Below are 22,704 nucleotides of genomic sequence, written 5' to 3'. Positions count from 1 at the left end.
TTTTAATTATACAATTTAAATGATAGTAAATTTACGGATGTTACGAATCGGATTTTGTCTATTAGATCCATCGTGGAAATATAGATGAACAGGCCCGTCTTCTCTTAATGGTTTACCTTCTTTTGAAAAACCGAGAATTGCTTGATTGGCTGTTTCTAACGGAAGTGTAATCAAATTGTCTGTAGTTTCAATTTCGACTTGAGTAGCACATTCTAAAATTTCAGCATTTTTAAGAAATGGCTGAAGTGGTATGCCAAATGTTCCGTTAATAAGCTGTTCTTTTTTATATTTCTTTACGCTTTGTTGGATTGGCGGGAAGGCAGCGCCATCACGGATTTCGCGATCCCAATGCTCTGAAGTATGTTTTAAGTATGTTTCTAATTCGGATGATTCTTCTCTAGTTTCATCAAAGTAAGTTGTCAAATCTAATTTTCGATCATCAAAAATCCAAACAGTTGGATCGATAGTGATTGGAAAACGTACTTTTCCGTTAATAAATAAAATTTCGCTCATTGTTGTTCCCCCATTTGTGTTATACTCCCACTTTTCAGTATAATAGTATTAGACACTGTTGTCACAAAAAATGTTTCTATTGCAATTTATTAAAACTATCGCTAATATTAATAGATATGAGAGAGTAGGACGGAAACGGAGGGAATCAATTTGGCGTCTGAGACAGTATCAAATCATCAGGAAAAGGCACTAGCCCTTCTACAAGCGGATGCAGAGAAGATTTTAAGACTTATTAAGGTACAAATGGACAATCTTACAATGCCGCAATGTCCATTATATGAAGAAGTTTTAGACACACAAATGTTTGGACTATCCCGCGAGGTCGATTTTGCGGTTCGCCTTGGTCTTATTGCAGAAGAACAAGGGAAAGCAATGTTAGGAGAGCTCGAACGTGAGTTGTCTGCACTTCATGAAGCATTTACAAACAAACAACAATAACGGGTTCAAATAAGGGGGCTCAAACTGAAATAGTTTGGGCTTTTTATTTGTATAATAAAGCAGGAAGAACCTATATACATATGGAATACAACAATAATTAAATTGAAACAGAAAGAGGAAATGAAATGAAAAAAGTATGGAAATCAATGGATTATTCATTATTACTTCCTCTTGTTATCTTATGTGTGTTGGGAGTTATAATGGTATATAGTTCTAGTTCCATTGTTGCGATTTCGAGGCATAACTGGCCAGCAAATTACTTTTTTAAAAAACAATTAATTGCTCTAGCTATTGGAACGATAATGTTAGCGATTATCGTTGCTATTCCTTATAAGTTGTGGAGAAAGCGAATAGCTTTGATTGCAATGGGAATAGGGAGTATTGGTCTATTATTAGCAGCCTTGATTTTCGGTAAGGACGTAAATGGTGCAAAAGGATGGATATTAGGTATACAACCAGCTGAGTTTGTGAAAATAACGGTTATTATTACGTTAGCAAACTTTTTTGCTAAGAAACAAGAAACGCAAACACCTTTTGTACAAGGGATAATTCCTCCTCTAGCTGTTGTCGGTGGATCGATGGGATTAATTTTACTTCAAAATGACTTAGGGACCGATATACTAATAGGTGGAACTGTACTGATTATGTTCTTTTGTTCAGGAGTTAATGTTAATTTAAGTATAAAGCGATTCCTCTTAACGTCTATAATATGGATTCCAGCGCTATATTTTATTGGGAATTATAAGTTAAGTCCATACCAAAAAGCTCGCTTTTCAGTTTTTCTTGATCCATTTAACGATCCTCAGAATGATGGGTTTCAATTAATAAATTCTTTTATTGGAATTGCTTCAGGAGGGCTAAATGGTCGAGGATTAGGAAACAGTGTACAAAAATATGGATACTTACCAGAACCGCAAACAGATTTTATTATGGCAATTATATCTGAAGAGCTTGGTTTTATAGGTATAGCTGTCATTTTGATCTGTTTACTACTCATTATTATTCGTTCATTTAGAATTGCACAAAAGTGTAAAGATCCGTTTGGAAGTTTAATTGCAATTGGAATTGCAAGTTTGTTTGGAGTTCAAACTTTTATTAATGTCGGTGGTATGTCTGGGTTAATACCACTTACAGGGGTACCATTACCGTTTGTAAGTTATGGTGGTAGTTCTTTATTAGCTAATCTGCTTGCAATGGGTATACTGTTAAATATTGCTAGTCATGTAAAACGACAAGAGAAACTACAGAATGAAATGAATACAGAAATAGGGCAAGGTGGACCACATCTTGTTGTTGTAAAATAAAAAGCACACTGGGATGAAGAACTCAGTGTGCTTTTTATTTCGTTCATTTTTAATGTGATATACTATTTCGTCATATCGATTAAAGATATATCACATTAAAAATAATGTGATATACAATAAGGTTGTTAGAAAAGGAAGAGGTATGCTATACTATTTTTGTGAAACAAATTGATCAGAAAACTTATCATTTGTTGAAAAATAAGGTATGATGGATAAAAATAAAGTGAAGCTTTCTAAGTATAATATAATGTAGAAAGTGAAGAACTTCACGCTCTTTAGAGTGTGTATGTATTTTATCTCTAGAGTGGTAGGAAAATAGAGGGGGAAAATCATGACAAAGCTGCAACGTATTCAAAAAGTATTGGTAGCTAACCGTGGAGAGATAGCGATTCGTGTGTTCCGAGCATGTTCAGAACTTGGATTAAACACAGTTGCAATTTATTCGAAAGAGGATAGCGGTTCTTATCATCGCTATAAAGCCGATGAGTCCTATTTAGTTGGGGAAGGGAAAAAACCAATTGATGCTTATCTAGATATTGAAGGCATTATTGAGATTGCGAAAAGTAATCATGTAGATGCAATCCACCCTGGATATGGTTTCTTGTCAGAAAATATTCAATTCGCAAAACGTTGTGAAGAAGAAGGAATTATCTTTATCGGTCCAAAAAGTAAGCACTTAGATATGTTTGGAGATAAAGTTAAAGCAAGAACACAAGCGCAGTTAGCACAAATTCCAGTTATTCCTGGTAGTGATGGTCCAATAAATTCATTAGAAGAAGTCGCAGAATTTGCTGAAAAGTATGATTACCCGATTATTATTAAAGCATCGCTTGGCGGTGGTGGTCGCGGTATGCGTATAGTACGTGCTAGTGAAGAGTTAAGAGAATCGTATAATCGCGCGAAATCAGAAGCAAAAGCAGCCTTTGGTAATGATGAAGTATACGTTGAAAAATTCGTTGAAAAACCTAAACATATAGAAGTACAAATTTTGGCAGATGAAGAAGGTAATGTTGTTCATTTATTCGAGCGTGACTGTTCTGTGCAACGTCGCCATCAAAAAGTAGTTGAAATTGCACCAAGCGTGTCGCTTTCAGATGATTTGCGTCAACGTATTTGTGATGCTGCTGTTAAGTTAACGAAAAATGTAAACTATTTAAATGCAGGAACGGTAGAATTCCTTGTAAAAGGTGATGAGTTTTACTTCATTGAAGTAAACCCACGTGTTCAAGTTGAGCATACGATTACAGAGATGATTACAGGAGTGGATATTGTTCAATCGCAAATTTTAATAGCTGATGGACATGCATTACATAGTAAAATGGTAGGTGTTCCTAAGCAAGAGGAAGTGGTTGTGCACGGATTTGCAATCCAATCTCGTGTAACGACTGAAGACCCACTAAATAATTTCATGCCGGATACAGGGAAAATTATGGCGTACCGATCAGGCGGTGGTTTTGGTGTTCGTCTTGATACAGGTAATAGTTTCCAAGGTGCAGTTATTACACCGTACTACGATTCTTTACTTGTAAAAGTTACTACTTGGGCACTTACTTTTGAACAAGCTGCTGCAAAAATGGAACGTAACTTAAAAGAATTCCGTATTCGTGGTATTAAAACAAATATTCCATTCCTAGAGAATGTAGTAAAACATAAAAACTTCTTATCAGGAGAATATGACACTTCATTTATTGACGCGTCACCTGAACTATTCTTGTTCCCGAAACGTAAAGACCGTGGAACAAAAATGTTAAATTATATTGGTACAGTAACAGTAAATGGCTTCCCAGGAGTAGGGAAAAAAGAGAAACCAATTTTCCCAGATGCTCGTATACCAAATGTGATACACTCAGAGCCAATCCAAAATGGAACGAAACAAATTTTGGATGAGCGTGGAGCGGATGGATTAGTAAAGTGGGTACAAGATCAAAAGCGTGTACTTTTAACTGATACAACATTCCGTGATGCACATCAGTCATTACTTGCAACTCGTGTTCGTACAAAAGATTTACATCACATTGCAGAGCCGACAGCGAGAATGTTACCAAACTTATTCTCAGCAGAAATGTGGGGCGGTGCAACGTTTGATGTTGCATATCGTTTCTTGAAAGAAGATCCATGGGAACGATTACTAGATCTTCGTGAAAAAATGCCAAACGTTTTATTCCAAATGTTACTTCGCTCTTCAAACGCAGTAGGTTACAAAAACTATCCAGATAATTTAATTCAAAAATTTGTGGAATGTTCTGCTCAAGCTGGAATTGATGTGTTCCGTATTTTTGATAGCTTAAACTGGGTAGAAGGTATGAGAGTTGCGATTGATGCTGTACGAGATACTGGTAAAATTGCAGAAGCAACAATGTGTTACACAGGAGATATTCATGACCCGTTACGTAGTAAATACGATTTAAATTATTATAAAAACTTAGCAAAAGAGTTGGAAGCATCAGGAGCTCACATTTTAGGAATTAAAGATATGGCGGGCTTACTAAAGCCAAACGCAGCATATGATTTAGTTTCAGCATTAAAAGAGACGGTGTCGATTCCAATTCATCTGCATACACACGATACGAGTGGAAATGGTATTTTAACGTATACAAAGGCGATTGAAGCAGGTGTTGATATTGTCGATGTAGCGGTGAGTTCAATGGCTGGTCAAACGTCACAACCAAGTGCGAATACACTATACTATGCGTTAGGTGGAAACGAAAGACAGCCAGATGTTAATATAGACTCATTAGAAAAACTATCTCATTATTGGGAAGATGTACGAAAATACTATGCTCCATTTGAAAGTGGTATGAATGCTCCTCACACAGAGGTGTATATGCATGAAATGCCGGGCGGACAGTATAGTAATCTTCAACAACAAGCAAAAGCAGTTGGCTTAGGAGATCGCTTTGATGAAGTTAAAGTGATGTATCGCCGTGTTAATGATATGTTTGGCGATATTGTAAAAGTAACACCATCATCTAAAGTTGTCGGTGATATGGCATTATTTATGGTTCAAAATCACCTAACAGAACAAGATATTTTAGAGCGTGGACATTCTATGGACTTCCCAGGATCTGTTGTTGAAATGTTCTCGGGAGATTTAGGACAACCATATGGTGGTTTCCCGGAAAAATTACAAGAAATAATTTTAAAAGGGAAAGAGCCATTAACAGTAAGACCAGGTGAATTATTAGAGCCAGTAGATTTCGATGCTTTACAAGAAGAGTTATTCCATAAACTTGGACGCGAAGTGACGATTTTTGATGTAGTCGCATATGCGTTGTATCCAAAAGTATTTATGGACTACGAAAAAGTTGCTGAGCTTTATGGAAACGTATCTGTGCTTGATACACCGACATTCTTCTATGGAATGAGACTAGGTGAAGAAATCGATGTGGAAATCGAACAAGGTAAAACATTGATGGTTAAACTAGTATCAATTGGAGAGCCTCAGCCAGATGGAAATCGTGTGCTTTACTTGGAATTTAACGGCCAACCACGTGAGATTGTTGTGAAAGACGAAAGTGTAAAAGCAACAGTTGCACAACGTGTGAAAGGGAATCGTGAAAATCCAAACCATATTAGTGCAACAATGCCGGGAACAGTTATTAAAGTAGTTGTAAAAGAAGGCGATGAAGTGAAAAAAGGCGATTCTATGGCAATTACAGAAGCGATGAAAATGGAAACGACAGTTCAAGCGCCATTTAATGGTAAAGTGAAAAAAGTATATGTAAATGATGGAGATGCAATTCAAACGGGAGATTTACTTATTGAATTAGATCATTAAAATAAAGAAAAAGAGCTGTGTGAAAGCAGCTCTTTTTTTATTACAAATAATACCTTGCCAATTCGGCAAGGTATTAAAGTTTTACTTTGTTTTATTTTGCTTGGAAGTCAATTCAGCTTCTTTTGCATTGACTGTACTTCTTGTACCTAACATAACTAAATAGCATAGTACAGCAAACAAGCAAGAAATGAAGAGTGAATGTAATAATGCCATTGCTAAACTAGCATTTGTAAATACGACTAAAACTCCTACTACAGCTTGAAGTGTAACAAGGATAAATGAAATGATCCATCCCCAGTATACTACACGTTGCTGCTTGTAATGGCGAATAGCGATAATCATCGCATATAGTATCCAAGCGAAAATTAACATCGCTGCAACTCTATGTCCCATTTGAACCCACTCATGTAGTTGAGTTGGCATAGGTCTATTTTTGCTACATAAAGGGAAGTCTGGACAGGCTAGGCTAGCTCGTTCGTGACGTACTAGAGCTCCTGTGTAGACAACGATATAACTGTAAATTGTTACACCGTAAATATGAAATTTCATTTTTTTGTCCATAATAAGAGAACGTGCATCGAATTTTTGATCAATTTCAAAAATAAGACACGTTAACAAGATAACAGAAGCAAATGAAATTAAGGAAATACCAAAGTGGATAGCTAATACAGCAGGCATTTGTCCCCATACAACTGCCGCCGCTCCCATTAATGCTTGGGCCACTAAAAATACGAAGGATAAAATTGCTAACGTCTTTGTTTCGCGCACATGTTTATAATATTTCCAGGACAAAATACAAAGAAGAGTAACAAGGATTCCTGCTGATCCTGATGTAAGGCGGTGACTTAGCTCAATAATAGTTTCCATTGATAAATTAGATGGAATCAATTCACCGTTACAAAGTGGCCATGATTTACCGCATCCTTGGCCTGACCCTGTTTTTGTAACTAAAGCGCCTCCTAGTAAAACTATTAGTAAATCGAGACTTGTAATGACTGCTAACCATTTAATAAAGCGTTGCAATCTCTTTCACCATCTTTCTGCTATGAAGTTATTGCGAAATATTTTCATTCCATTATGTATAGAATAAAACGTGCTACAGTCCTATGATATATAAAAAATAATAAAATAGCAAAGAAATGAAGGGTGTGGGCAATGTACGTATCGCGAAGAAAAAAATGGGGATTAACATACATATTTTAGGGGAAAATAAGGAGATTTTAAAAAGAAATAGGGAGAATACATGCTAAATATGACAAAATAGTTTATTATAGAAGATAACATCGTGTTATGATAAGGATAGAGTAGAATAAAGTTTTTTAACATTCGACACAAAAAGTTCATGTTTTCTTCACAAAATGTTCGGGAAATATGATTTAATATATTGGAGTATGGGCGTAGATTAGTAGTAGAATGGGTTAACAATATTTCTACTGTAATAATATTGCTATATAAAGCGAAATATTTCATATGAAATAAAAGCTAAGAAAGATGATAGGTTTAAGAGGGGGTTAAAGTGATGAACCATGCAACAAGTGAGCTGCATGATGAGTCAGCTGTTTCAAGTGTACCGGAAACAACTCGGTTACAAGATTTATCAGCACTCGTTAAAATGGGGATTGTAAACTCAAATACACTTACTGTATTTACAGGATTTTGGCTGGCTTTACATTTTAATGGATTAAGTGTTATGGACCATCTAGATAAGCTATTTTTCACAATCGTTGGTTCTGCATTAATTATGGCAGGGGTATGTTGTTTAAATAACTACATTGACCGAGATATCGATCCATTAATGGAAAGAACAAAAAATCGTCCAACGGTAACAGGTAAATATAAACCTGGATTTGCACTGGCATTTGGACTTGTAATTTTACTACTTGGATTTGCATTTTTATTACTTACTACACCAATGGCAGTCTTCATCTCATTTATTGGTGCCTTCACATACGTTGTTTTATATACGTTATGGACGAAGAGAAAATATACATTAAATACTGTTGTAGGTAGTATATCAGGAGCAGTTCCACCTTTAATTGGATGGGCGGCAATTGATCCGTCTTTAAATCATCCAATTGCTTGGATGTTATTTTTAATTATGTTTATTTGGCAAATCCCACATTTCCTCGCATTAGCGATGAAACGTGTTGATGAATATCGAAATGCAGGAATCCCAATGCTTCCTGTTGTACAGGGATTTGATATTACGAAACGTCAGATTATGATTTGGACAGTATGTTTATTACCACTACCATTTTATATGAGTGGGCTTGGAATAACATTCATGGTAATTGCAACATTGCTTAACATCGGATGGATCGTACTAGGGTTTTATGGCTTCCGTAAGCAAGATGACATCAAATGGTCCGTAAAAATGTTTGTTTATTCCCTGAATTACTTAACAATCTTATTTGTGTCAATGATTGTAGTTACATTCTTCTAAGACAACGACATGATTGGATTTCTTTACGTTGAGATTTACTTTACTTAACTATAAAGTACAATCTAATTCACAAAGAAAGTGGGGGTTGTTTGTATGAAGAAACAGTGGCGACTGCTTTCGTTCGTTTCACTGCTGGCTTTACTGTTAGGGGGATGCGGTAAAGCCTTTCAATCTACTTTAATTCCGCAAGGAGAAGTAGCGAAAATGCAATATGATTTGCTCTTACTAGCGAGTGCAATCATGATAGGAGTAGTACTTGTAGTTACTATTATTTTCTTATATGTAATTGTGCGTTTCCGACAAAAAAAGGGTGAGGAAGATTATATTCCAGAGCAAGTTGAAGGAAATCACAAACTAGAAATTATATGGACAGTTATTCCGATTATTCTTTTGTTAATCTTGGCTGTTCCGACGGTTACATATACATTCAAGCTTGCTGATGTAAGTGCGATGGAGAAAAAGAATATTGATAAAGATACTATCGTTGTTGATGTAACAGCGAATCTTTATTGGTGGGAATTTTCTTATAAATCAGAAAAAATAGTAACTTCTCAAGATTTAGTCATCCCCACAGGTAAGAAAGTGTATTTGAATTTGAAGGGTGCCGATATTAAACATTCGTTTTGGGTTCCATCTTTAGCTGGGAAAATGGATACAAATACAGATAATGTAAACAAAATGTGGTTAAAGGCAGATAAATCGGGCACTTATAATGGTTTTTGTACAGAATTTTGTGGCCCATCACATTCTTTAATGCAATTCAAAGTGAAAGCTCTGGATGAAAGCGAGTACAAAAAATGGCTTGCTGATATGAAGAAGATTGATGGAAAAAAAGAAGTAGCTTCTACAAAGGCGCAAGAAGGCCAAGAAATATTTAATAAAAGCTGTATTGGTTGTCATGCGGTTGGATCAAATGATAGTAGACCACCTTCTGCTCGTATCGCACCGAACCTAGCAAACTTTGCAGATCGCGATACAGTTGCTGGTATTGCCGAAAACAATGAAGAGAACTTAAAAAAATGGCTCAAAGATCCTGAAAATATGAAGCCAGGTAATAAAATGACTGGTAAATATGGCAACTTAACGGATGATCAAATTAATGCATTAAATGCATATTTACAAACGTTAAAGATTGAAAAGTAAAGAGGGATCATTTGCGAAGGGGAGGTTGAAAACGTGAGTTCTGTAGCAAAAAAACAGGGGGTGGGTGCTGTCATATGGGATTATTTAACGACAGTAGACCATAAAAAGATTGCCATTCTCTATTTAATTGCAGGTGGAGTATTTTTTATAATAGGCGGAATAGAAGCGCTATTTATTCGCCTTCAGTTAGCGATTCCTAACAATGCTTTTCTTGTTGGGGATGCTTATAATCAAGTATTAACGATGCACGGTACAACAATGATTTTCCTCGCAGCTATGCCACTCGTGTTTGCATTTATGAACGCCGCAGTACCACTTCAAATTGGAGCACGTGATGTGGCGTTCCCGTTTTTGAATTCACTCGGATTCTGGTTATTTTTCTTTGGTGGAGTATTTTTAAATTTAAGTTGGTTTTTAGGAGGAGCACCTGATGCAGGTTGGACATCGTATGCATCTTTAGCTTTAGCCTCAAAAGGGCATGGTGTTGACTTTTATGTACTCGGCTTGCAAATATCAGGTATTGGTACATTAATTGGAGGTATTAACTTCCTAGTTACAATTATTAATATGCGAGCGCCAGGAATGACCTATATGCGCATGCCGATGTTTACATGGACAACATTTGTAACATCGTCACTTATATTATTCGCATTTCCTCCATTAACTGTAGGATTAGGTCTTTTAATGCTAGATCGCTTATTTGGCACAAGTTTCTTTAATCCGGCATTGGGCGGGAATACAATTATATGGGAGCATTTATTCTGGATCTTCGGTCACCCAGAAGTATACATTCTTATACTCCCAGCTTTCGGAATATTCTCAGAAATCTTCGCCACATTTTCGAAAAAAAGATTATTTGGTTATTCATCGATGGTGTTCGCGACTGTATTAATCGGTTTTTTAGGGTTTATGGTATGGGCGCATCATATGTTTACAGTTGGTCTTGGTCCTGTCGCGAACGCTATCTTTTCAGTTGCAACAATGGCAATTGCAGTTCCGACAGGTATTAAAATATTTAACTGGCTCTTCACAATGTGGGGTGGAAGTATTAGGTTTACGACACCAATGATGTGGGCGGTAGCTTTTATTCCATCATTCGTTATGGGTGGAGTTACAGGCGTTATGCTTGCATCTGCACCAGCTGATTATCAATTTCATGATAATTATTTTGTAGTAGCACATTTTCATTATGTAATTGTCGGCGGTGTTGTATTTGGTTTACTTGCAGGTGCACATTATTATTGGCCACTTATGTTTAATAAGGTATTAAATGAAACGCTAGGAAAAATAACATTTTGGTTATTCTTTATCGGTTTCCATTTAACGTTCTTTATTCAGCATTTCCTTGGATTAATTGGTATGCCACGTCGTTATTACACATACCTAGAGGGACAAGGATTAGAAATGGGGAATATGATTAGTTCTATTGGAGCAGTATTTATGGCTCTTGGCACAATCGTTCTTTTATTCAATGTAATTAAAACGACAGTGTCAAAAGAGAAGGCTGGTCGTGACCCATGGGATGCACGTACATTAGAGTGGACAATGCCAGCACCTACACCGGAATACAATTTCAAACAATTACCATTTGTTCGCGGATTAGATCCGTTTTGGATTGAAAAACGTGAAGGTAATAAAGAGATGACAGCTGCGGAACCAGTTGGTGATATTCATATGCCAAACCCTTCGTTTTCACCGTTTATCATTTCTTTAGGTTTATTTATAGCCGCGTTTGGTGCGATGTATATGCAGGGTGGAAAAGATAAGTTTTGGTTGTTAGTAGCAATTATTGGTTTAATCATTACATTTGGCACAATGTTCCTTCGCTCAGTAGTCGATGATCATGGATATCATATTCATAAAGAAGATTTAGAGGATAAGGGGGGCAAGGCATAATGCATGTAGATGAAAAATTAACGAATGAAACATTTCCAGCAGAGCCTGAAAAAGCAACCCTTGAGGGGAAAAATAAGTTTGTCGGTTTTTGGTTATTTCTTGGAGGCGAAACGGTGTTGTTCGCTTCCTTATTCGGCACATATTTAGCGTTAAAGAACTCTACAAATGGCGGACCAACATCTCAAGAGATGTTTCAAATGCCACTCGTTTTCATCATGACGATGCTTTTGTTAACAAGTAGTTTAACGAGTGTATATGCAATGTATCATATGAAAAATTTCAACTTTAAGAAAATGCAACTTTGGTTACTTGTAACAGTGCTGCTAGGCTTAGGATTTTTGGGGTTTGAAATATATGAGTTTTATCATTATACGCATGAATTTAAGCATACTATGAGAAGTAGTGCATTTGGTTCTGCATTCTATGCTCTTGTTGGTACACACGGGCTCCACGTGTTGTTTGGATTATGTTGGATTTTAACATTAATCTTTAGAAATGCGAAGCGTGGTTTAAATTTATACAACGCACCAAAGTTTTATGTTGCATCAATTTATTGGCACTTTATTGACGTAGTTTGGGTGTTTATTTTCACTGTAGTATATTTAATGGGAATGGTGGGATAAACAATGGCGATAAGGCAAACGAATAATCCTAAAGTTGATCTTGTTTATCGGAAGAGAAAAAGTGCGGAGGAGATGAAGCATCAAGTTATTACGTTTACATTAATGATTTTTTTAACATTAGTTGCATTTGTAGCAGTTGCATATCCGAAAACTTTTAGTCCGACTTTCTCTGTACCGTTTATTTTACTATTAGCAGTGGTACAAGTAATTTTTCAATTGTATTATTTTATGCATATGAGTCATAAAGGACATGAAGCAGCAAGTTTCTTTCTTTATTCTGGTCTGTTAATAGGGTTAATTACAATTTTAGCTTTTATGACGATCGTGTGGATTTGAAAAGTGAAAAATAAGGGAGCTTGTGTTGTCACAGCTCCCTCTTCACATTATGTGAAAGGATAACCTTAAGAAGGTGGGTGTGACAATGAGTAACTTGTGGATATTTGGTTTTCAAGCTCTATGGAGTCCGATCTTTTTATTATTTATGCTTTCGATTCTTATTGGGTACTTTTTAATTATTGGACCATATAGAACGCGATTTGAAAATGCGACGAAGGTAAGTAAGAAGCAAATTTTTTATTTTACGACTGGGATTGTCCTCTTGTATTTTGTAAAGGGAGGACCTATTGATTTAATTGGTCATATTATATTTAGCGCGCATATGTTCGAAATGGCAATAATGTATATTGCAGTTCCCCCGTTATTACTGCTAGGTATACCTGTATGGTTATATCAATATATTACTTCTTTTAAGTTCGTTCAAATTGTGCTAAAGTTTTTTGCAAAACCGCTTATTGCGTTGTTCGTATTTAACGGTCTGTTTTCCTTTTATCATTTGCCAGTTGTTTTTGATACAGTAAAACAAAGTCAAATAGCGCATCCTATTTGCCTTGCTATATTGTTTTTTGCAGCAATAATGATGTGGTGGCCGATGTTGAATCCATTGCCGGAATATCAAACGTTAAGTGATATAAAGAAGCTTGGTTACATGTTTGCTAATGGTATTTTATTAACACCAGCTTGTGCATTAATAATTTTTGCGACTGCACCATTATTTGCAACATATACGGATCCGGCCGCTTGGATGAAGGCGATGGAACTTTGTGTACCAGCGGGTACTTTATCAGATTTAAATATAACCGGACCAGAATTTTTACATTGGATGCCAGTAGTACAAGACCAACAAACAGGCGGTATCATTATGAAAATTGTCCAGGAAATAGTGTACGGTACGATTATCGGCTATGTGTTCTTTAAATGGGCACGTAGAGAGCGTGAAAAGGATAAAGAGCAGTTGCAAGAGTTACCGCCTTATTTGCAGACAAAATAAAAACGAGTGCATCTTATTGATGCTCTCGTTTTTTGTTATTCAATAATCTGAAATTCTTTCAATTCTTTTTCAATATTTTGTAGGAGTTGTTCGCTTTTTTGAAGTACATTCGTTGGGAAAATCTCATCATCACCATATTCAACGCCATGAGGATAATAATGTTTTCCTAATAAGGGGGGTAATAGTTTTACTTGAGCGTGTCTACCGCCGATGTCACCCTCAACAGCAAAACCTTGTACACGTAAATAATAAACATCCTTTAAGATTTCAAATTTATAATCATATGTAATGCGTTCATAATCCCACTGTCCAGCGAGTACAAAATGGTTGTTTTCCATGATTTCAGTTAAAAGAGTTAAATCTACGACTGCATCATTAAACTTCGTATTTGTAAATTGCATAAAATACCTCCTCCTTAATGTTATACTATTATTTTTATAATAGTATGAATAATAAGAAAGTGCAATTCATATTGAGAGAAAAGGGATAATCCAGACTTTTTTCGTGAAAATATGATATAGTGAAAAGAGTACGGTACACACAAAAAAGGAAAGAAAAGGATTTGTGTATATCTCAATTTTATGTTTTGTTCAGGAGGTATATCATTTGAAAAAAGTATTACGTATCGTAATCATTACATTTTTAATTTTAGCTGTGGATTTATACGGGAAATTACTCGTTTCGCAATATATATTAACCCCATCTCACTCTAAGCAAGAAAATAAAATTGTGAAAAAGAAAAAGCAAATAAATGAAGAAACCTCAGACACAGTTTTAAATATGATTGGTGGGGACTCTGAGAATTTATTAGCAAAGTGGGGCGAACCGTCTCGAATAGAGCCGTCTGCTTATGGATATGAATGGTGGGTATATAATCAAGATTTAACTAAGTATGTTCAATTTGGAGTTGCTGAACGTAAAGTTGTAACGGCGTATGTTGCTGGTGAACAAGTTAAGGTGACACCTTATCATATAAATGAAAAGTATGAAGAAGTATATAAAAAGAATCCGATTTCACATGAGATTTCATTAAAAAGAGGGAAAAATAGTTATCAATTTGAGTTATCTGATACAGAAGTAATGGAACAACCACTAATACCTGTAGAAGATGGATGGGCACAATTATACTTTGATCATTTTACTCATGAGCTTGTTGGTGTTCGTTATATGGATGATGAAACTTTATTACGCCAAAGACCCTATCAGCTTGTTTATTCAGGAGAATTAATAGCGGAACAACCATTGACTCCAGAAAAAGTGAAGCAAGTAGAAAATGGAAATATGCAGCAAATTCTAGATTTAACAAATATTATTCGAAGTCGTCATGAATTACCATTGTTAACATGGGATCAACAAACGGCAGACGTTGCATTTGGCCATAGTAAAGATATGAAGGATAATAATTATTTTTCCCATGACTCGCCTACTTTTGGTACGTTAGGAGATCGCTTGCAACGTGGTCAAGTAGCTTTTCAACTTGCTGGTGAGAATATAGCGGCGCAACATAGTGATGGAATTGCAGCGGTACAAGGCTGGTTAAATAGTGAAGGTCACAGAAAAAATTTATTAAATGAGCAATTCACTGGATTAGGTGTTGGGGTATACGATAAGTTTTATACTCAAAACTTTATTCGAAAATAAAAAGGTGCATGAATCGTCTAAAAATGGGCGAACCATGCGCCTTTTTTTTCTTACAATATAGTAGATATACATGAAGAGGTGAGGATTATGCCGACAACAAAAGGGCCGTTGCATCCATCGGTTCAGCAGTTTAAAGAATTTGTAAACCATCACCCTAAAATGGTTCATGAGGTTAGAGGTGGCCAAAAAACTTGGCAGCAATTTTATGAAGAATGGTACTTACTCGGTGAAGAGGATCGAATATGGGCAGCGTATAGACCTGATGGAGCACCTACTTTTTCTTCAGTGAAAAAAAATAAAGAGAAAAAAGAAGATAGAACTGAAGAAGAAAAAACTGAAGAAGAAAAAACTGCTGATGTGATGGGACAAATGCTTTCTTTTTTTAAAAAGCTAGACGTAGAACAAATGCAGCAACATTTAGCAAATGTAACGAGTGCGATTGGTAGTGTGCAACAAGTTATACAACAATTTCAAGGAAACCGCGCGCAAGAAGAACAAAGTACTTCTGAAAATAATCCATTTTTCTTTCAAAAGGATTAGGAGGAAAGAGGATGAGAGCAGATATTATGGAGTTTATAAAAGCTGATGAGGATTTAACTCGTTATATCCGGGAACAGCCGTACTGGTATCGGAAATTAACGCGTAATCCAGAAGAAAAAGAAGCCTTTGAGTTAGCTGCTATGCAGCATTTCAAAAAAACAATACCGGATAAAGTGGAAAAATTTCAAAACCAATTAGCGGTGGCTTCAATTATGATTGATATGTTTCAGTATATGAAGCAGCAAAATGTGACGTAATTGGAAGGTGAAAACTATGTCCGTCATGCAAAACTTTTGTTACAATAGAATCGGATTATTTAAAAAGGAGTTGCAGCATGACGGAAATTTGTTTAGTACGACATGGACAAACTGATTGGAATTTTCAAGAGATTATTCAAGGACGCGAAGATATTCCGCTTAACGAAGTTGGGAAAAAGCAAGCGAGTCAAAGCGCAGCTGCCCTGCAAGCGGAATCGTGGGATGTCCTTATAAGTAGCCCGTTAATTAGAGCGCAAGAAACAGCTAAGGAAATTGCTGGGGCTATTGGATTACCATCTATTTTATTAGATGAGCGATTTATGGAACGTAATTTTGGGGAAGCTTCTGGGAAACCAGTTGCGGCCGTTAGAGAGTTAATTGCAGATGGTAATGTAGAAGGAATGGAGCAGGATGAAGAAATTGTAGAGCGCTGTTTTACGGCTTTACAAGAGGTTGCAGCAGCACATGGAGATAAACGTATTATCATTGTTGCACATTCACATGCAATAAAAGCTATTTTACACGCAATTGCACCAGATGAAATTACATTTAAAACGCCGTTAAAAAACGCATGTATTAGCTATGTGAAAGAGAATAGCGGGAAATGGGATGTTCTTAAATATAATATTGCGGAGCATATTAGTGTATAAAGAGTGTAAGGGGATTGTATGAAAAGTAGTTAGAATCATATCTTTCTTTTAGGTGAGACACTTCAATTAGTAGTTCTGTTCTAAATGTGTTATGATGAATACTCGGAGGTGTCTCTCATGATTGTAGCGACGCTGGAAAGCGTATTGATTTTAGATAAGGCAGAGCAGCTTGCAAAAGCGATTATCTGTTCAGATATAGCAGAAGATTATCGTAAGTATTATAAGGATTTACAAGAAGATATAGAAGTCCAGACGCTAATTCAGCAATTTACAGCGATGAAAGAGCGATATGAAGAAGTGCAACGCTTTGGTAAATATCATCCTGATTATACTTTCGTTTCGACGAAAATGAGGGAATTAAAGCGTTCTGTAGATATGCATGATAAGGTTGCAGCCTTTAAAAGAGCAGAAACTGCTTTACAAAAGTTATTAGATGAAGTTAGTGTAGCAATTGGTTCTGAGGTATCTCCTTCCGTTAAAGTTCCAACAGGAAATCCGTTTTTTGATGCGGGTGGCTGTGGCGGTGGTTGTGGTACCGGAGGCGGTTGTGGTTGTAAAAAAACGGGGTAATTTACCCTGTTTTTTAGAATATAGAAGAAAACGTATACAGAGTTTGTCCTTTAATGTCATAAATTTCTGATTGGTTTTCATAAAATACAAGAATATAAGTTTTTAAAAGGAGAAGATGGAGAAGATTATGTTCGGGCAACGACAAAGTATGATTGTTTATTTACATTCATTGAAACATGCCAAGATTTTAAGGAAATATGGTAACATTCATTACATATCAAAACGATTGAAATATGCAGTTGTATATTGTGATATGGAACAAATTGAGCATATGATGCAAAAATTGAATAAACTTCCTTTTGTAAAAAAAGTAGAACAGTCGTATCGCCCATTTTTAAAAACGGAATTCGAAAATTCACGTCCTGATCGGGCAAAGGAATACGATTATAGCTAATAAAAAAATCCCCTGCTAAATTTAGCGGGGGATTTTTTACTTAAAATAACGTGTTACTTCATTGGAGGAATGAAATTGTTCATTCGTAAAATACCAATTAGATGATTAAAAAATAGTTCTTTTTCAGGGAAAGTTGTCGACGGTTTTACAGTAAAGGTAGTAACCTTTTTCCCTAATTGTTCTGCCATTTCTTCAAATAAAATAACACGTTTGCTTTTTTTATTTTCAAGTACAGGAATGCCTTCACGACATATGTATAATGGCTGGAAATCACCAGTAGTTGTAGGTTTTAGTATTACAACAAGTGAACACACTTTTTTTTCGTTTTTTACAGTTTCAAATTGTAACATATGTGTTATACGTTCTTTGTTTGCTTTGGCAATTTCAAGTAATTCATATAAATCAGAGTAGCCTTCTCCGAGTTCTATAAAGCGTTGAATCATATTTTTTCCTCCTCTTTCTTTTACTGTACCATCTCACTTTTTAAATGAAAAGTAGACAAAGAAAAAAACCCTGCAATGCAGGGCCCTTCTTATACTAGTATGAACTAGCAAGAAGGCAAAGGGAGAGGAGAAACCGGAGGAAGAACTTATGGGGAAACGTAAGTCTTCTCCGCGGTTGGCAACAACATCGAAGGTGATGTTGTTATATTTATTTATGTCCAATCTAAATGAAGATATACATAATGAAATAAAAATTTATGTTAGGCTTTTTATTTTTCTTTTTTTTATTTTATGATAGGATAAAAAAGGTAAAGTGGAACTGATATACATAGAGGGTTGTTGCTTGCAAATAGTGAAATGAATTTGGAAGAAGTAGCGAGCAGTTATTTTAACTGAGGTTTTCAATTAGTCGAACGACAGATTAATGAAAAATGTATGAAATAGTATGAATTGGTAGCGGTTACCGAATTGAAATGAATTTGCTGTAATCGCTCTATAGATTGAAATAAAGGTAGTGACAACAGATGAGAGTAGTTTCAGGAAAATGTAAAGGGCACCCACTTAAAGCGGTACCTGGCAATACAACGCGTCCAACGACAGATAAAGTGAAAGAATCTATTTTTAATATGATAGGTCCTTATTATGATGGTGGTATCGCTCTTGATTTATTTGGTGGTAGCGGTGGTCTTGGAATTGAGGCCATAAGTAGAGGGATTGATAAAGCGATTTTTGTTGACCGAGATAGTAAGGCGATAAAAGTCATTCATCAAAATTTAGAAAGCTGTAGACTACAAGAACAAGCTGAAGTGTACCGAAATGATGCGGAACGTGCGGTAAAGGCGCTTATAAAGCGTGAAATATCATTCGATCTTATACTAATAGACCCTCCATATAAAGCTCAAAAAATTGTGTCTTTAGTTAGTGTGATGGACCAACATGGATTGTTAAATAAAGATGGAATCATTATGGCGGAGCATGGGGATGACGTGGTTTTACCTGACTCTATAGGAGAACTTGTAAAAGTACGAGCAGAAAACTATGGGATTACAGCAATTTCGATTTATAAGTATGAAGGTGAGGGGACGGAATGACAAGTATAGCTATTTCTTCAGGGAGTTTTGATCCAATTACCCTTGGACATTTGGATATTATTAAAAGGGGAGCAAAAGTATTTGATGAAGTATATGTAGTTGTTTTAAATAATTCATCAAAAAAACCATTCTTTTCGGTAGAAGAACGCTTAGAGTTAATTCGAGAGGCGACAAAGGATATTCCGAATGTAAAGGTTGATTCACATAGTGGATTATTGGTGGAATATGCAAAAATGCGTAATGCAAATGCAATATTACGTGGTTTGCGAGCGGTTTCTGATTTTGAATATGAGATGCAAATTACTTCAATGAATCGAAAATTAGATGAAAATATAGAAACCTTTTTTATTATGACAAACAATCAATATTCATTTTTAAGTTCAAGTATTGTGAAAGAAGTTGCGAGATATGGAGGAAGTGTAGTAGACCTTGTTCCTCCGATTGTAGAGCGAGCTTTAAAAGAAAAGTTTCAAACCCCGTTAAAGTGAACGGGGTTTTTCTTTATAAATACGTAAAAACAATAAGATAACATATAAATATAAACAAAATAAGGTGAAGATTGGTCCGTAGTGTATAAATGCTATCCAAATATCATTTAGTGTAAAAGAATGATTCAATAAAAATACGGGAATATCTTCTTGTGTAGGCGAGACAGAATGAACTTTTTCATAAAATGGTTCCCAAAATATAAAAGTGAAAATAGGAGCGATAATACTTTGGATAATTCGAGCTAAAAAATATGGTTTAAAACGGATATCTGTCTCCGCTAATATGCTTGCTACTTGTGCCTGAATAGAAAGACCGCTAAATGCTAAAATGAAGCTTGTTACCATCGCTTGTTGAAGAAGTGTTGTTTCATTTATTTGGCTAATCATTTGGCTTCCAAGCGTCATTTCAAAAATACCGGATAATATCGGAATATTAAATTGGGAAGTAAGTTGGAAGAATGATAAAATATGTTGCATAATAAAAGAAAGCGCTTCTGTAATTTCGAAAACAATAATCATTTTATTTAAAACAGAGAATAAAATAATAAACCCACCAATCATGAGCAGTGTTTGAATAGAAGAAACGATAGCGTCACCAAGTAGTTTTCCGATTGGCCTTTTTTCTTGCATACGTGTTTGGTGGAGAATGGAAAAAGGATTTTGAAAGGCACGTTTTTGATTCGTATGTTTTTCTTTTATGTAAGTATCGTTACTACCATAAAAGCGCATCAGTAACCCGACGGTAAAGTTACTTATATAATGTGCTGCTGCTAATACGAGCCCTAATTTCGGATTATTGAAAAAACCAATAGAAACCGCTCCGAAAATAAAAAGCGGATTAGAAGAATTTGTGAAAGATACGAGTCGTTCCGCTTCAATTTGTGTTAGTTGATTGCTCTTGCGTAGTCTAGCACTTAATTTGGCGCCAGCGGGGAATCCTGAAGCCATTCCCATTGCCCAAACAAACCCGCCTACCCCTGGAACACGAAACAATGGACGCATTAGTGGTTCTAATATAACGCCGATAAATTTTACAATACCAATACTGATTAGAAGTTCCGCAATGATGAAAAACGGTAGTAGTGAAGGGAATACAACTTCCCACCATATATTTAACCCTCGAATTGAAGCTTGCAAAGCAGCTTGGGGGTGGAGTACAAGAGAAAAGGTTAAAAACAGCATTGATATGGTAAGAAAAGCAGTTTTCCATTTTTCGTACATGTAAGAAAATCCCCCTTTGTCCCAAAAACGTTCATTTCAGTATACGTGGATATGTGGTGAATTTAGACCATAAGTATGAAAAAGGAATGAAAAAAATTAAAGGGTGAGAAAAATGAAGGAACCAAAAATCGGTTTAGCACTTGGATCCGGAGGTGCAAAAGGTTTTGCTCATATAGGGGTAATAAAAGTGTTAAGGGAAGCTGGCATCCCTATTCATATGGTAGCAGGTAGTAGTATAGGAGCATTAATTGGTACATTTTATGCAGCGAGTTGTGACGTTGAAAGGCTGTATAGATTGGCCGCTGTTTTTAAAAGGAAATATTATTTGGATTTGACAGTTCCTAAAATGGGATTTATTGCTGGAAAACGTATCAAAGATATGATTAAAATGTTTACATATAATAAAAATTTAGAAGAGTTAGATATCCCGACGGCTGTTGTGGCTACTGACATTTTGAAGGGGGAAAAAGTTGTTTTTACAAGCGGTCCGATTGCGGAGGCGGTTCGAGCTAGTATATCTGTGCCAGGGGTGTTTGTTCCAGAGAAAATAGATGGCCGCTTATTAGTGGATGGAGGGGTAATTGACCGTATTCCCGTATCAGTTGTAAAAGATTTAGGGGCTGATATTGTTATTGCTGTTGATGTATCTCCAATTAAGGTGAATGGAGAGATTACATCGATTTATGATGTAATTATGCAGAGTATTGAAATCATGCAACATGAACTTGTGATGAATCGGCAAATAGCATCAGATTTAATGATGCAGCCAGCAGTAGAACAATTTAGTTCGCGTGCTTTTACACATATTGAAGACATTATTAGGGTCGGAGAAGTGGAAGCAGAAAAACATATTTCAAACATTTATTTACTAATTGAGCAGTGGAAGGAGAAACATAATGTTTAAGCGTTTTCGGTTTATATATGCAATTTTAATAGGGGTTATATTGGCGATGCTACTTGTTTATGTGCGTTTGCCATACTTTGTGACAAAACCAGGTATGGCCGCGAAATTAGCGCCGTACGTGCAAGTTGATGGGGGAACTAAAGAGTCGGGTGATTTTATGCTTGTCACAGTCTCAATGGGGCCTGCAAATGTTGTGAATTTAATAGCCGCGCAATTTAATAAATATACACACGTTTCGAAGGCGGAAGAAATATTGCAAAAAGGTGAGAGTGATGAAGAATATCAATTTCGTCAAAATTATGCAATGAAAGATTCACAAAACGCCGCAATTTATAATGCATATAAACGTGCAAATCGTTCCGTATCTTTTGAAAATAAAGGGGTACTAGTTGCTGGTGTGGCAAAGGGAATGCCGTCAGAAGGGAAACTTAAGCTTGGAGATATTATCATAGCTGTCGACGGAAAAACATTCGAAAAGACGGAACAATTTATTGAGTATATGACAGGGAAAAAAGAGGGAGATACAGTAAATATTGAATACAAGAGAGGCGGAAAACAGTTTAAAGAAAATTTAAATGTAAAGACAATTCCTAATGGAAATGGCCGCGTTGGAATAGGTGTCTCTATCGTTACAGAAAGAGAGTTAGTGGTAGATCCGAAAGTGAAAATTGATTCCCATGAAATAGGGGGGCCATCAGCGGGTTTAATGTTTACCTTAGAAATTTATAATCAGCTCGTTGAAGAAGATTTAACAAACGGACATGAAATAGCTGGAACAGGTACAATCAATGAAAAAGGAGAAATTGGTCCCATTGGTGGTATTCAGCAAAAAGTAGTAGCTGCTAGTGATGCGGGAGCTGAAGTGTTCTTTGCGCCAAATGAAAAGGGTGCGGAGAAATCGAATTATAAAGACGCTCTTGAGGCTGCGAAAGATATTAAAACAAAGATGAAAATTGTACCGGTGGATACACTGGATGATGCGTTAATGTATTTGGAAAAAATGGGTAAGAAAAAATAAACCTCTCTGAAATAGAGAGGTT

At 36.0% G+C, this 22,704-nt stretch carries 24 protein-coding genes; 19 read left to right on the top strand and 5 right to left on the bottom strand.

What is annotated here, in order from left to right; all coding sequences use genetic code 11:
- Positions 1-15: 15 nt before the first annotated feature.
- The gene (locus ACP6L7_RS16590; RefSeq protein WP_097830884.1) at positions 16-513 is read right to left on the bottom strand and encodes a hypothetical protein; all 498 of its coding nucleotides are present in this window, start codon (positions 511-513) and stop codon (positions 16-18) included.
- Positions 514-663: 150 nt separating this feature from the next.
- Between ACP6L7_RS16590 and ACP6L7_RS16585 the strand changes: the two genes are divergently transcribed.
- The 3 genes from ACP6L7_RS16585 to pyc all read left to right on the top strand — a co-directional run bounded on the left by ACP6L7_RS16585 (position 664) and on the right by pyc (position 6,033).
- Positions 664-951, top strand: a complete 288-nt coding sequence (locus ACP6L7_RS16585) for an Fpa/YlaN family protein (RefSeq protein ID WP_000135698.1) — start codon at positions 664-666, stop codon at positions 949-951.
- A gap of 125 nt (positions 952-1,076) precedes the next feature.
- Positions 1,077-2,255, top strand: a complete 1,179-nt coding sequence (gene ftsW / locus ACP6L7_RS16580) for a putative lipid II flippase FtsW (protein WP_097830885.1) — start codon at positions 1,077-1,079, stop codon at positions 2,253-2,255.
- Positions 2,256-2,586: 331 nt separating this feature from the next.
- Positions 2,587-6,033, top strand: a complete 3,447-nt coding sequence (gene pyc / locus ACP6L7_RS16575) for a pyruvate carboxylase (RefSeq protein ID WP_097830886.1) — start codon at positions 2,587-2,589, stop codon at positions 6,031-6,033.
- 81 nt (positions 6,034-6,114) lie between these two features.
- Here the strand turns inward: pyc and ctaA are convergent, their stop codons facing one another.
- Positions 6,115-7,056: a heme A synthase gene (ctaA, locus tag ACP6L7_RS16570; RefSeq protein ID WP_097830887.1), complete on the bottom strand. Its 942-nt coding sequence runs from the start codon at positions 7,054-7,056 to the stop codon at positions 6,115-6,117.
- Positions 7,057-7,552: 496 nt separating this feature from the next.
- Here ctaA and ctaB point away from each other — a divergent pair, with 496 nt between their 5' ends.
- The 6 genes from ctaB (at position 7,553) to ctaG (ending at position 13,465) form a co-directional block, all read left to right on the top strand.
- The gene (gene ctaB, locus ACP6L7_RS16565) at positions 7,553-8,476 is read left to right on the top strand and encodes a protoheme IX farnesyltransferase (RefSeq protein WP_071746862.1); all 924 of its coding nucleotides are present in this window, start codon (positions 7,553-7,555) and stop codon (positions 8,474-8,476) included.
- A gap of 93 nt (positions 8,477-8,569) precedes the next feature.
- Positions 8,570-9,619, top strand: a complete 1,050-nt coding sequence (gene coxB / locus ACP6L7_RS16560) for a cytochrome c oxidase subunit II (protein WP_071746861.1) — start codon at positions 8,570-8,572, stop codon at positions 9,617-9,619.
- A 33-nt stretch (positions 9,620-9,652) separates the two neighbouring features.
- Positions 9,653-11,515: a cytochrome c oxidase subunit I gene (ctaD, locus tag ACP6L7_RS16555; RefSeq protein ID WP_097830888.1), complete on the top strand. Its 1,863-nt coding sequence runs from the start codon at positions 9,653-9,655 to the stop codon at positions 11,513-11,515.
- Entirely contained in the window at positions 11,515-12,138 is a 624-nt protein-coding gene (gene ctaE, locus ACP6L7_RS16550; protein ID WP_000557861.1) for a cytochrome c oxidase subunit III, read from the top strand. Before ctaD ends, ctaE begins: the two co-directional genes overlap by 1 nt.
- Before the next feature lie 3 nt (positions 12,139-12,141).
- The gene (gene ctaF / locus ACP6L7_RS16545; RefSeq protein ID WP_097830889.1) at positions 12,142-12,474 is read left to right on the top strand and encodes a cytochrome c oxidase subunit IVB; all 333 of its coding nucleotides are present in this window, start codon (positions 12,142-12,144) and stop codon (positions 12,472-12,474) included.
- Positions 12,475-12,559: 85 nt separating this feature from the next.
- Positions 12,560-13,465, top strand: a complete 906-nt coding sequence (gene ctaG, locus ACP6L7_RS16540; protein ID WP_097830890.1) for a cytochrome c oxidase assembly factor CtaG — start codon at positions 12,560-12,562, stop codon at positions 13,463-13,465.
- Positions 13,466-13,500: 35 nt separating this feature from the next.
- On the opposite strand, the gene ACP6L7_RS16535 is transcribed toward ctaG, so the two are convergent.
- Positions 13,501-13,866: a YugN family protein gene (locus ACP6L7_RS16535; protein WP_097830891.1), complete on the bottom strand. Its 366-nt coding sequence runs from the start codon at positions 13,864-13,866 to the stop codon at positions 13,501-13,503.
- Positions 13,867-14,071: 205 nt separating this feature from the next.
- Here ACP6L7_RS16535 and ACP6L7_RS16530 point away from each other — a divergent pair, with 205 nt between their 5' ends.
- The 6 genes from ACP6L7_RS16530 to ACP6L7_RS16505 all read left to right on the top strand — a co-directional run bounded on the left by ACP6L7_RS16530 (position 14,072) and on the right by ACP6L7_RS16505 (position 17,517).
- On the top strand, positions 14,072-15,106 hold the full coding sequence (locus ACP6L7_RS16530) for a CAP domain-containing protein (RefSeq protein WP_097830892.1): 1,035 nt from the start codon (positions 14,072-14,074) through the stop codon (positions 15,104-15,106).
- Between the two features lie 87 nt (positions 15,107-15,193).
- Positions 15,194-15,646 (top strand): YlbD family protein, encoded by a 453-nt coding sequence (locus tag ACP6L7_RS16525; protein WP_097830893.1) that lies wholly within the window; start codon positions 15,194-15,196, stop codon positions 15,644-15,646.
- 11 nt (positions 15,647-15,657) lie between these two features.
- Positions 15,658-15,903: a YlbE-like family protein gene (locus ACP6L7_RS16520; RefSeq protein WP_097830894.1), complete on the top strand. Its 246-nt coding sequence runs from the start codon at positions 15,658-15,660 to the stop codon at positions 15,901-15,903.
- 77 nt (positions 15,904-15,980) lie between these two features.
- On the top strand, positions 15,981-16,553 hold the full coding sequence (locus tag ACP6L7_RS16515; RefSeq protein WP_097830895.1) for a histidine phosphatase family protein: 573 nt from the start codon (positions 15,981-15,983) through the stop codon (positions 16,551-16,553).
- A gap of 117 nt (positions 16,554-16,670) precedes the next feature.
- Positions 16,671-17,123 (top strand): YlbF/YmcA family competence regulator, encoded by a 453-nt coding sequence (locus ACP6L7_RS16510; protein WP_070144653.1) that lies wholly within the window; start codon positions 16,671-16,673, stop codon positions 17,121-17,123.
- A gap of 127 nt (positions 17,124-17,250) precedes the next feature.
- Entirely contained in the window at positions 17,251-17,517 is a 267-nt protein-coding gene (locus tag ACP6L7_RS16505; RefSeq protein ID WP_002088292.1) for a YlbG family protein, read from the top strand.
- A 53-nt stretch (positions 17,518-17,570) separates the two neighbouring features.
- On the opposite strand, the gene ACP6L7_RS16500 is transcribed toward ACP6L7_RS16505, so the two are convergent.
- Entirely contained in the window at positions 17,571-17,960 is a 390-nt protein-coding gene (locus ACP6L7_RS16500) for a DUF7147 family protein (protein ID WP_097830896.1), read from the bottom strand.
- Positions 17,961-18,484: 524 nt separating this feature from the next.
- On the opposite strand from ACP6L7_RS16500, the gene rsmD reads away from it, so the two are divergent.
- Positions 18,485-19,051 (top strand): 16S rRNA (guanine(966)-N(2))-methyltransferase RsmD, encoded by a 567-nt coding sequence (gene rsmD / locus ACP6L7_RS16495; protein ID WP_001266992.1) that lies wholly within the window; start codon positions 18,485-18,487, stop codon positions 19,049-19,051.
- On the top strand, positions 19,048-19,539 hold the full coding sequence (gene coaD / locus ACP6L7_RS16490; RefSeq protein WP_000200601.1) for a pantetheine-phosphate adenylyltransferase: 492 nt from the start codon (positions 19,048-19,050) through the stop codon (positions 19,537-19,539). Before rsmD ends, coaD begins: the two co-directional genes overlap by 4 nt.
- On the opposite strand, the gene ylbJ is transcribed toward coaD, so the two are convergent.
- Positions 19,531-20,760, bottom strand: coding sequence for a sporulation integral membrane protein YlbJ (gene ylbJ, locus ACP6L7_RS16485; protein ID WP_097830897.1), 1,230 nt, complete (start codon positions 20,758-20,760; stop codon positions 19,531-19,533). The genes coaD and ylbJ overlap by 9 nt on opposite strands.
- Before the next feature lie 112 nt (positions 20,761-20,872).
- Between ylbJ and ACP6L7_RS16480 the strand changes: the two genes are divergently transcribed.
- Both ACP6L7_RS16480 and ACP6L7_RS16475 read left to right on the top strand, forming a co-directional pair.
- Positions 20,873-21,664 carry a patatin-like phospholipase family protein gene (locus ACP6L7_RS16480; RefSeq protein WP_097830898.1) on the top strand — a complete coding sequence of 264 codons (792 nt, stop codon included), beginning with the start codon at positions 20,873-20,875 and terminating at the stop codon, positions 21,662-21,664.
- Positions 21,657-22,682: a SepM family pheromone-processing serine protease gene (locus ACP6L7_RS16475; protein ID WP_097830899.1), complete on the top strand. Its 1,026-nt coding sequence runs from the start codon at positions 21,657-21,659 to the stop codon at positions 22,680-22,682. Before ACP6L7_RS16480 ends, ACP6L7_RS16475 begins: the two co-directional genes overlap by 8 nt.
- Positions 22,683-22,704: the final 22 nt, after the last annotated feature.

The sequence above is a fragment of the Bacillus silvicola genome (genome assembly GCF_050524305.1).
GTDB classification, from domain to species: Bacteria; Bacillota; Bacilli; order Bacillales; family Bacillaceae_G; genus Bacillus_A; species Bacillus_A cereus_AT.
Note: the sequence above shows the minus strand (reverse complement) of the source record. Positions and strands in the feature narration are given on the sequence as shown.

Coding starts and splice junctions, on each gene's coding strand:
- ACP6L7_RS16505 (WP_002088292.1), top strand. CDS start 17,251: ATGTTCGGGCAACGACAAAGTATGATTGTTTATTTACATTCATTGAAA.
- ACP6L7_RS16520 (WP_097830894.1), top strand. CDS start 15,658: ATGAGAGCAGATATTATGGAGTTTATAAAAGCTGATGAGGATTTAACT.
- coaD (WP_000200601.1), top strand. CDS start 19,048: ATGACAAGTATAGCTATTTCTTCAGGGAGTTTTGATCCAATTACCCTT.
- ACP6L7_RS16535 (WP_097830891.1), bottom strand. CDS start 13,866: ATGCAATTTACAAATACGAAGTTTAATGATGCAGTCGTAGATTTAACT.
- ACP6L7_RS16510 (WP_070144653.1), top strand. CDS start 16,671: ATGATTGTAGCGACGCTGGAAAGCGTATTGATTTTAGATAAGGCAGAG.
- ACP6L7_RS16500 (WP_097830896.1), bottom strand. CDS start 17,960: ATGATTCAACGCTTTATAGAACTCGGAGAAGGCTACTCTGATTTATAT.
- ctaB (WP_071746862.1), top strand. CDS start 7,553: ATGAACCATGCAACAAGTGAGCTGCATGATGAGTCAGCTGTTTCAAGT.
- ctaE (WP_000557861.1), top strand. CDS start 11,515: ATGCATGTAGATGAAAAATTAACGAATGAAACATTTCCAGCAGAGCCT.
- ACP6L7_RS16515 (WP_097830895.1), top strand. CDS start 15,981: ATGACGGAAATTTGTTTAGTACGACATGGACAAACTGATTGGAATTTT.
- ylbJ (WP_097830897.1), bottom strand. CDS start 20,760: ATGTACGAAAAATGGAAAACTGCTTTTCTTACCATATCAATGCTGTTT.
- coxB (WP_071746861.1), top strand. CDS start 8,570: ATGAAGAAACAGTGGCGACTGCTTTCGTTCGTTTCACTGCTGGCTTTA.
- ftsW (WP_097830885.1), top strand. CDS start 1,077: ATGAAAAAAGTATGGAAATCAATGGATTATTCATTATTACTTCCTCTT.
- ACP6L7_RS16590 (WP_097830884.1), bottom strand. CDS start 513: ATGAGCGAAATTTTATTTATTAACGGAAAAGTACGTTTTCCAATCACT.
- ACP6L7_RS16480 (WP_097830898.1), top strand. CDS start 20,873: ATGAAGGAACCAAAAATCGGTTTAGCACTTGGATCCGGAGGTGCAAAA.
- rsmD (WP_001266992.1), top strand. CDS start 18,485: ATGAGAGTAGTTTCAGGAAAATGTAAAGGGCACCCACTTAAAGCGGTA.
- ctaG (WP_097830890.1), top strand. CDS start 12,560: ATGAGTAACTTGTGGATATTTGGTTTTCAAGCTCTATGGAGTCCGATC.
- ctaF (WP_097830889.1), top strand. CDS start 12,142: ATGGCGATAAGGCAAACGAATAATCCTAAAGTTGATCTTGTTTATCGG.
- ACP6L7_RS16525 (WP_097830893.1), top strand. CDS start 15,194: ATGCCGACAACAAAAGGGCCGTTGCATCCATCGGTTCAGCAGTTTAAA.
- ACP6L7_RS16475 (WP_097830899.1), top strand. CDS start 21,657: ATGTTTAAGCGTTTTCGGTTTATATATGCAATTTTAATAGGGGTTATA.
- pyc (WP_097830886.1), top strand. CDS start 2,587: ATGACAAAGCTGCAACGTATTCAAAAAGTATTGGTAGCTAACCGTGGA.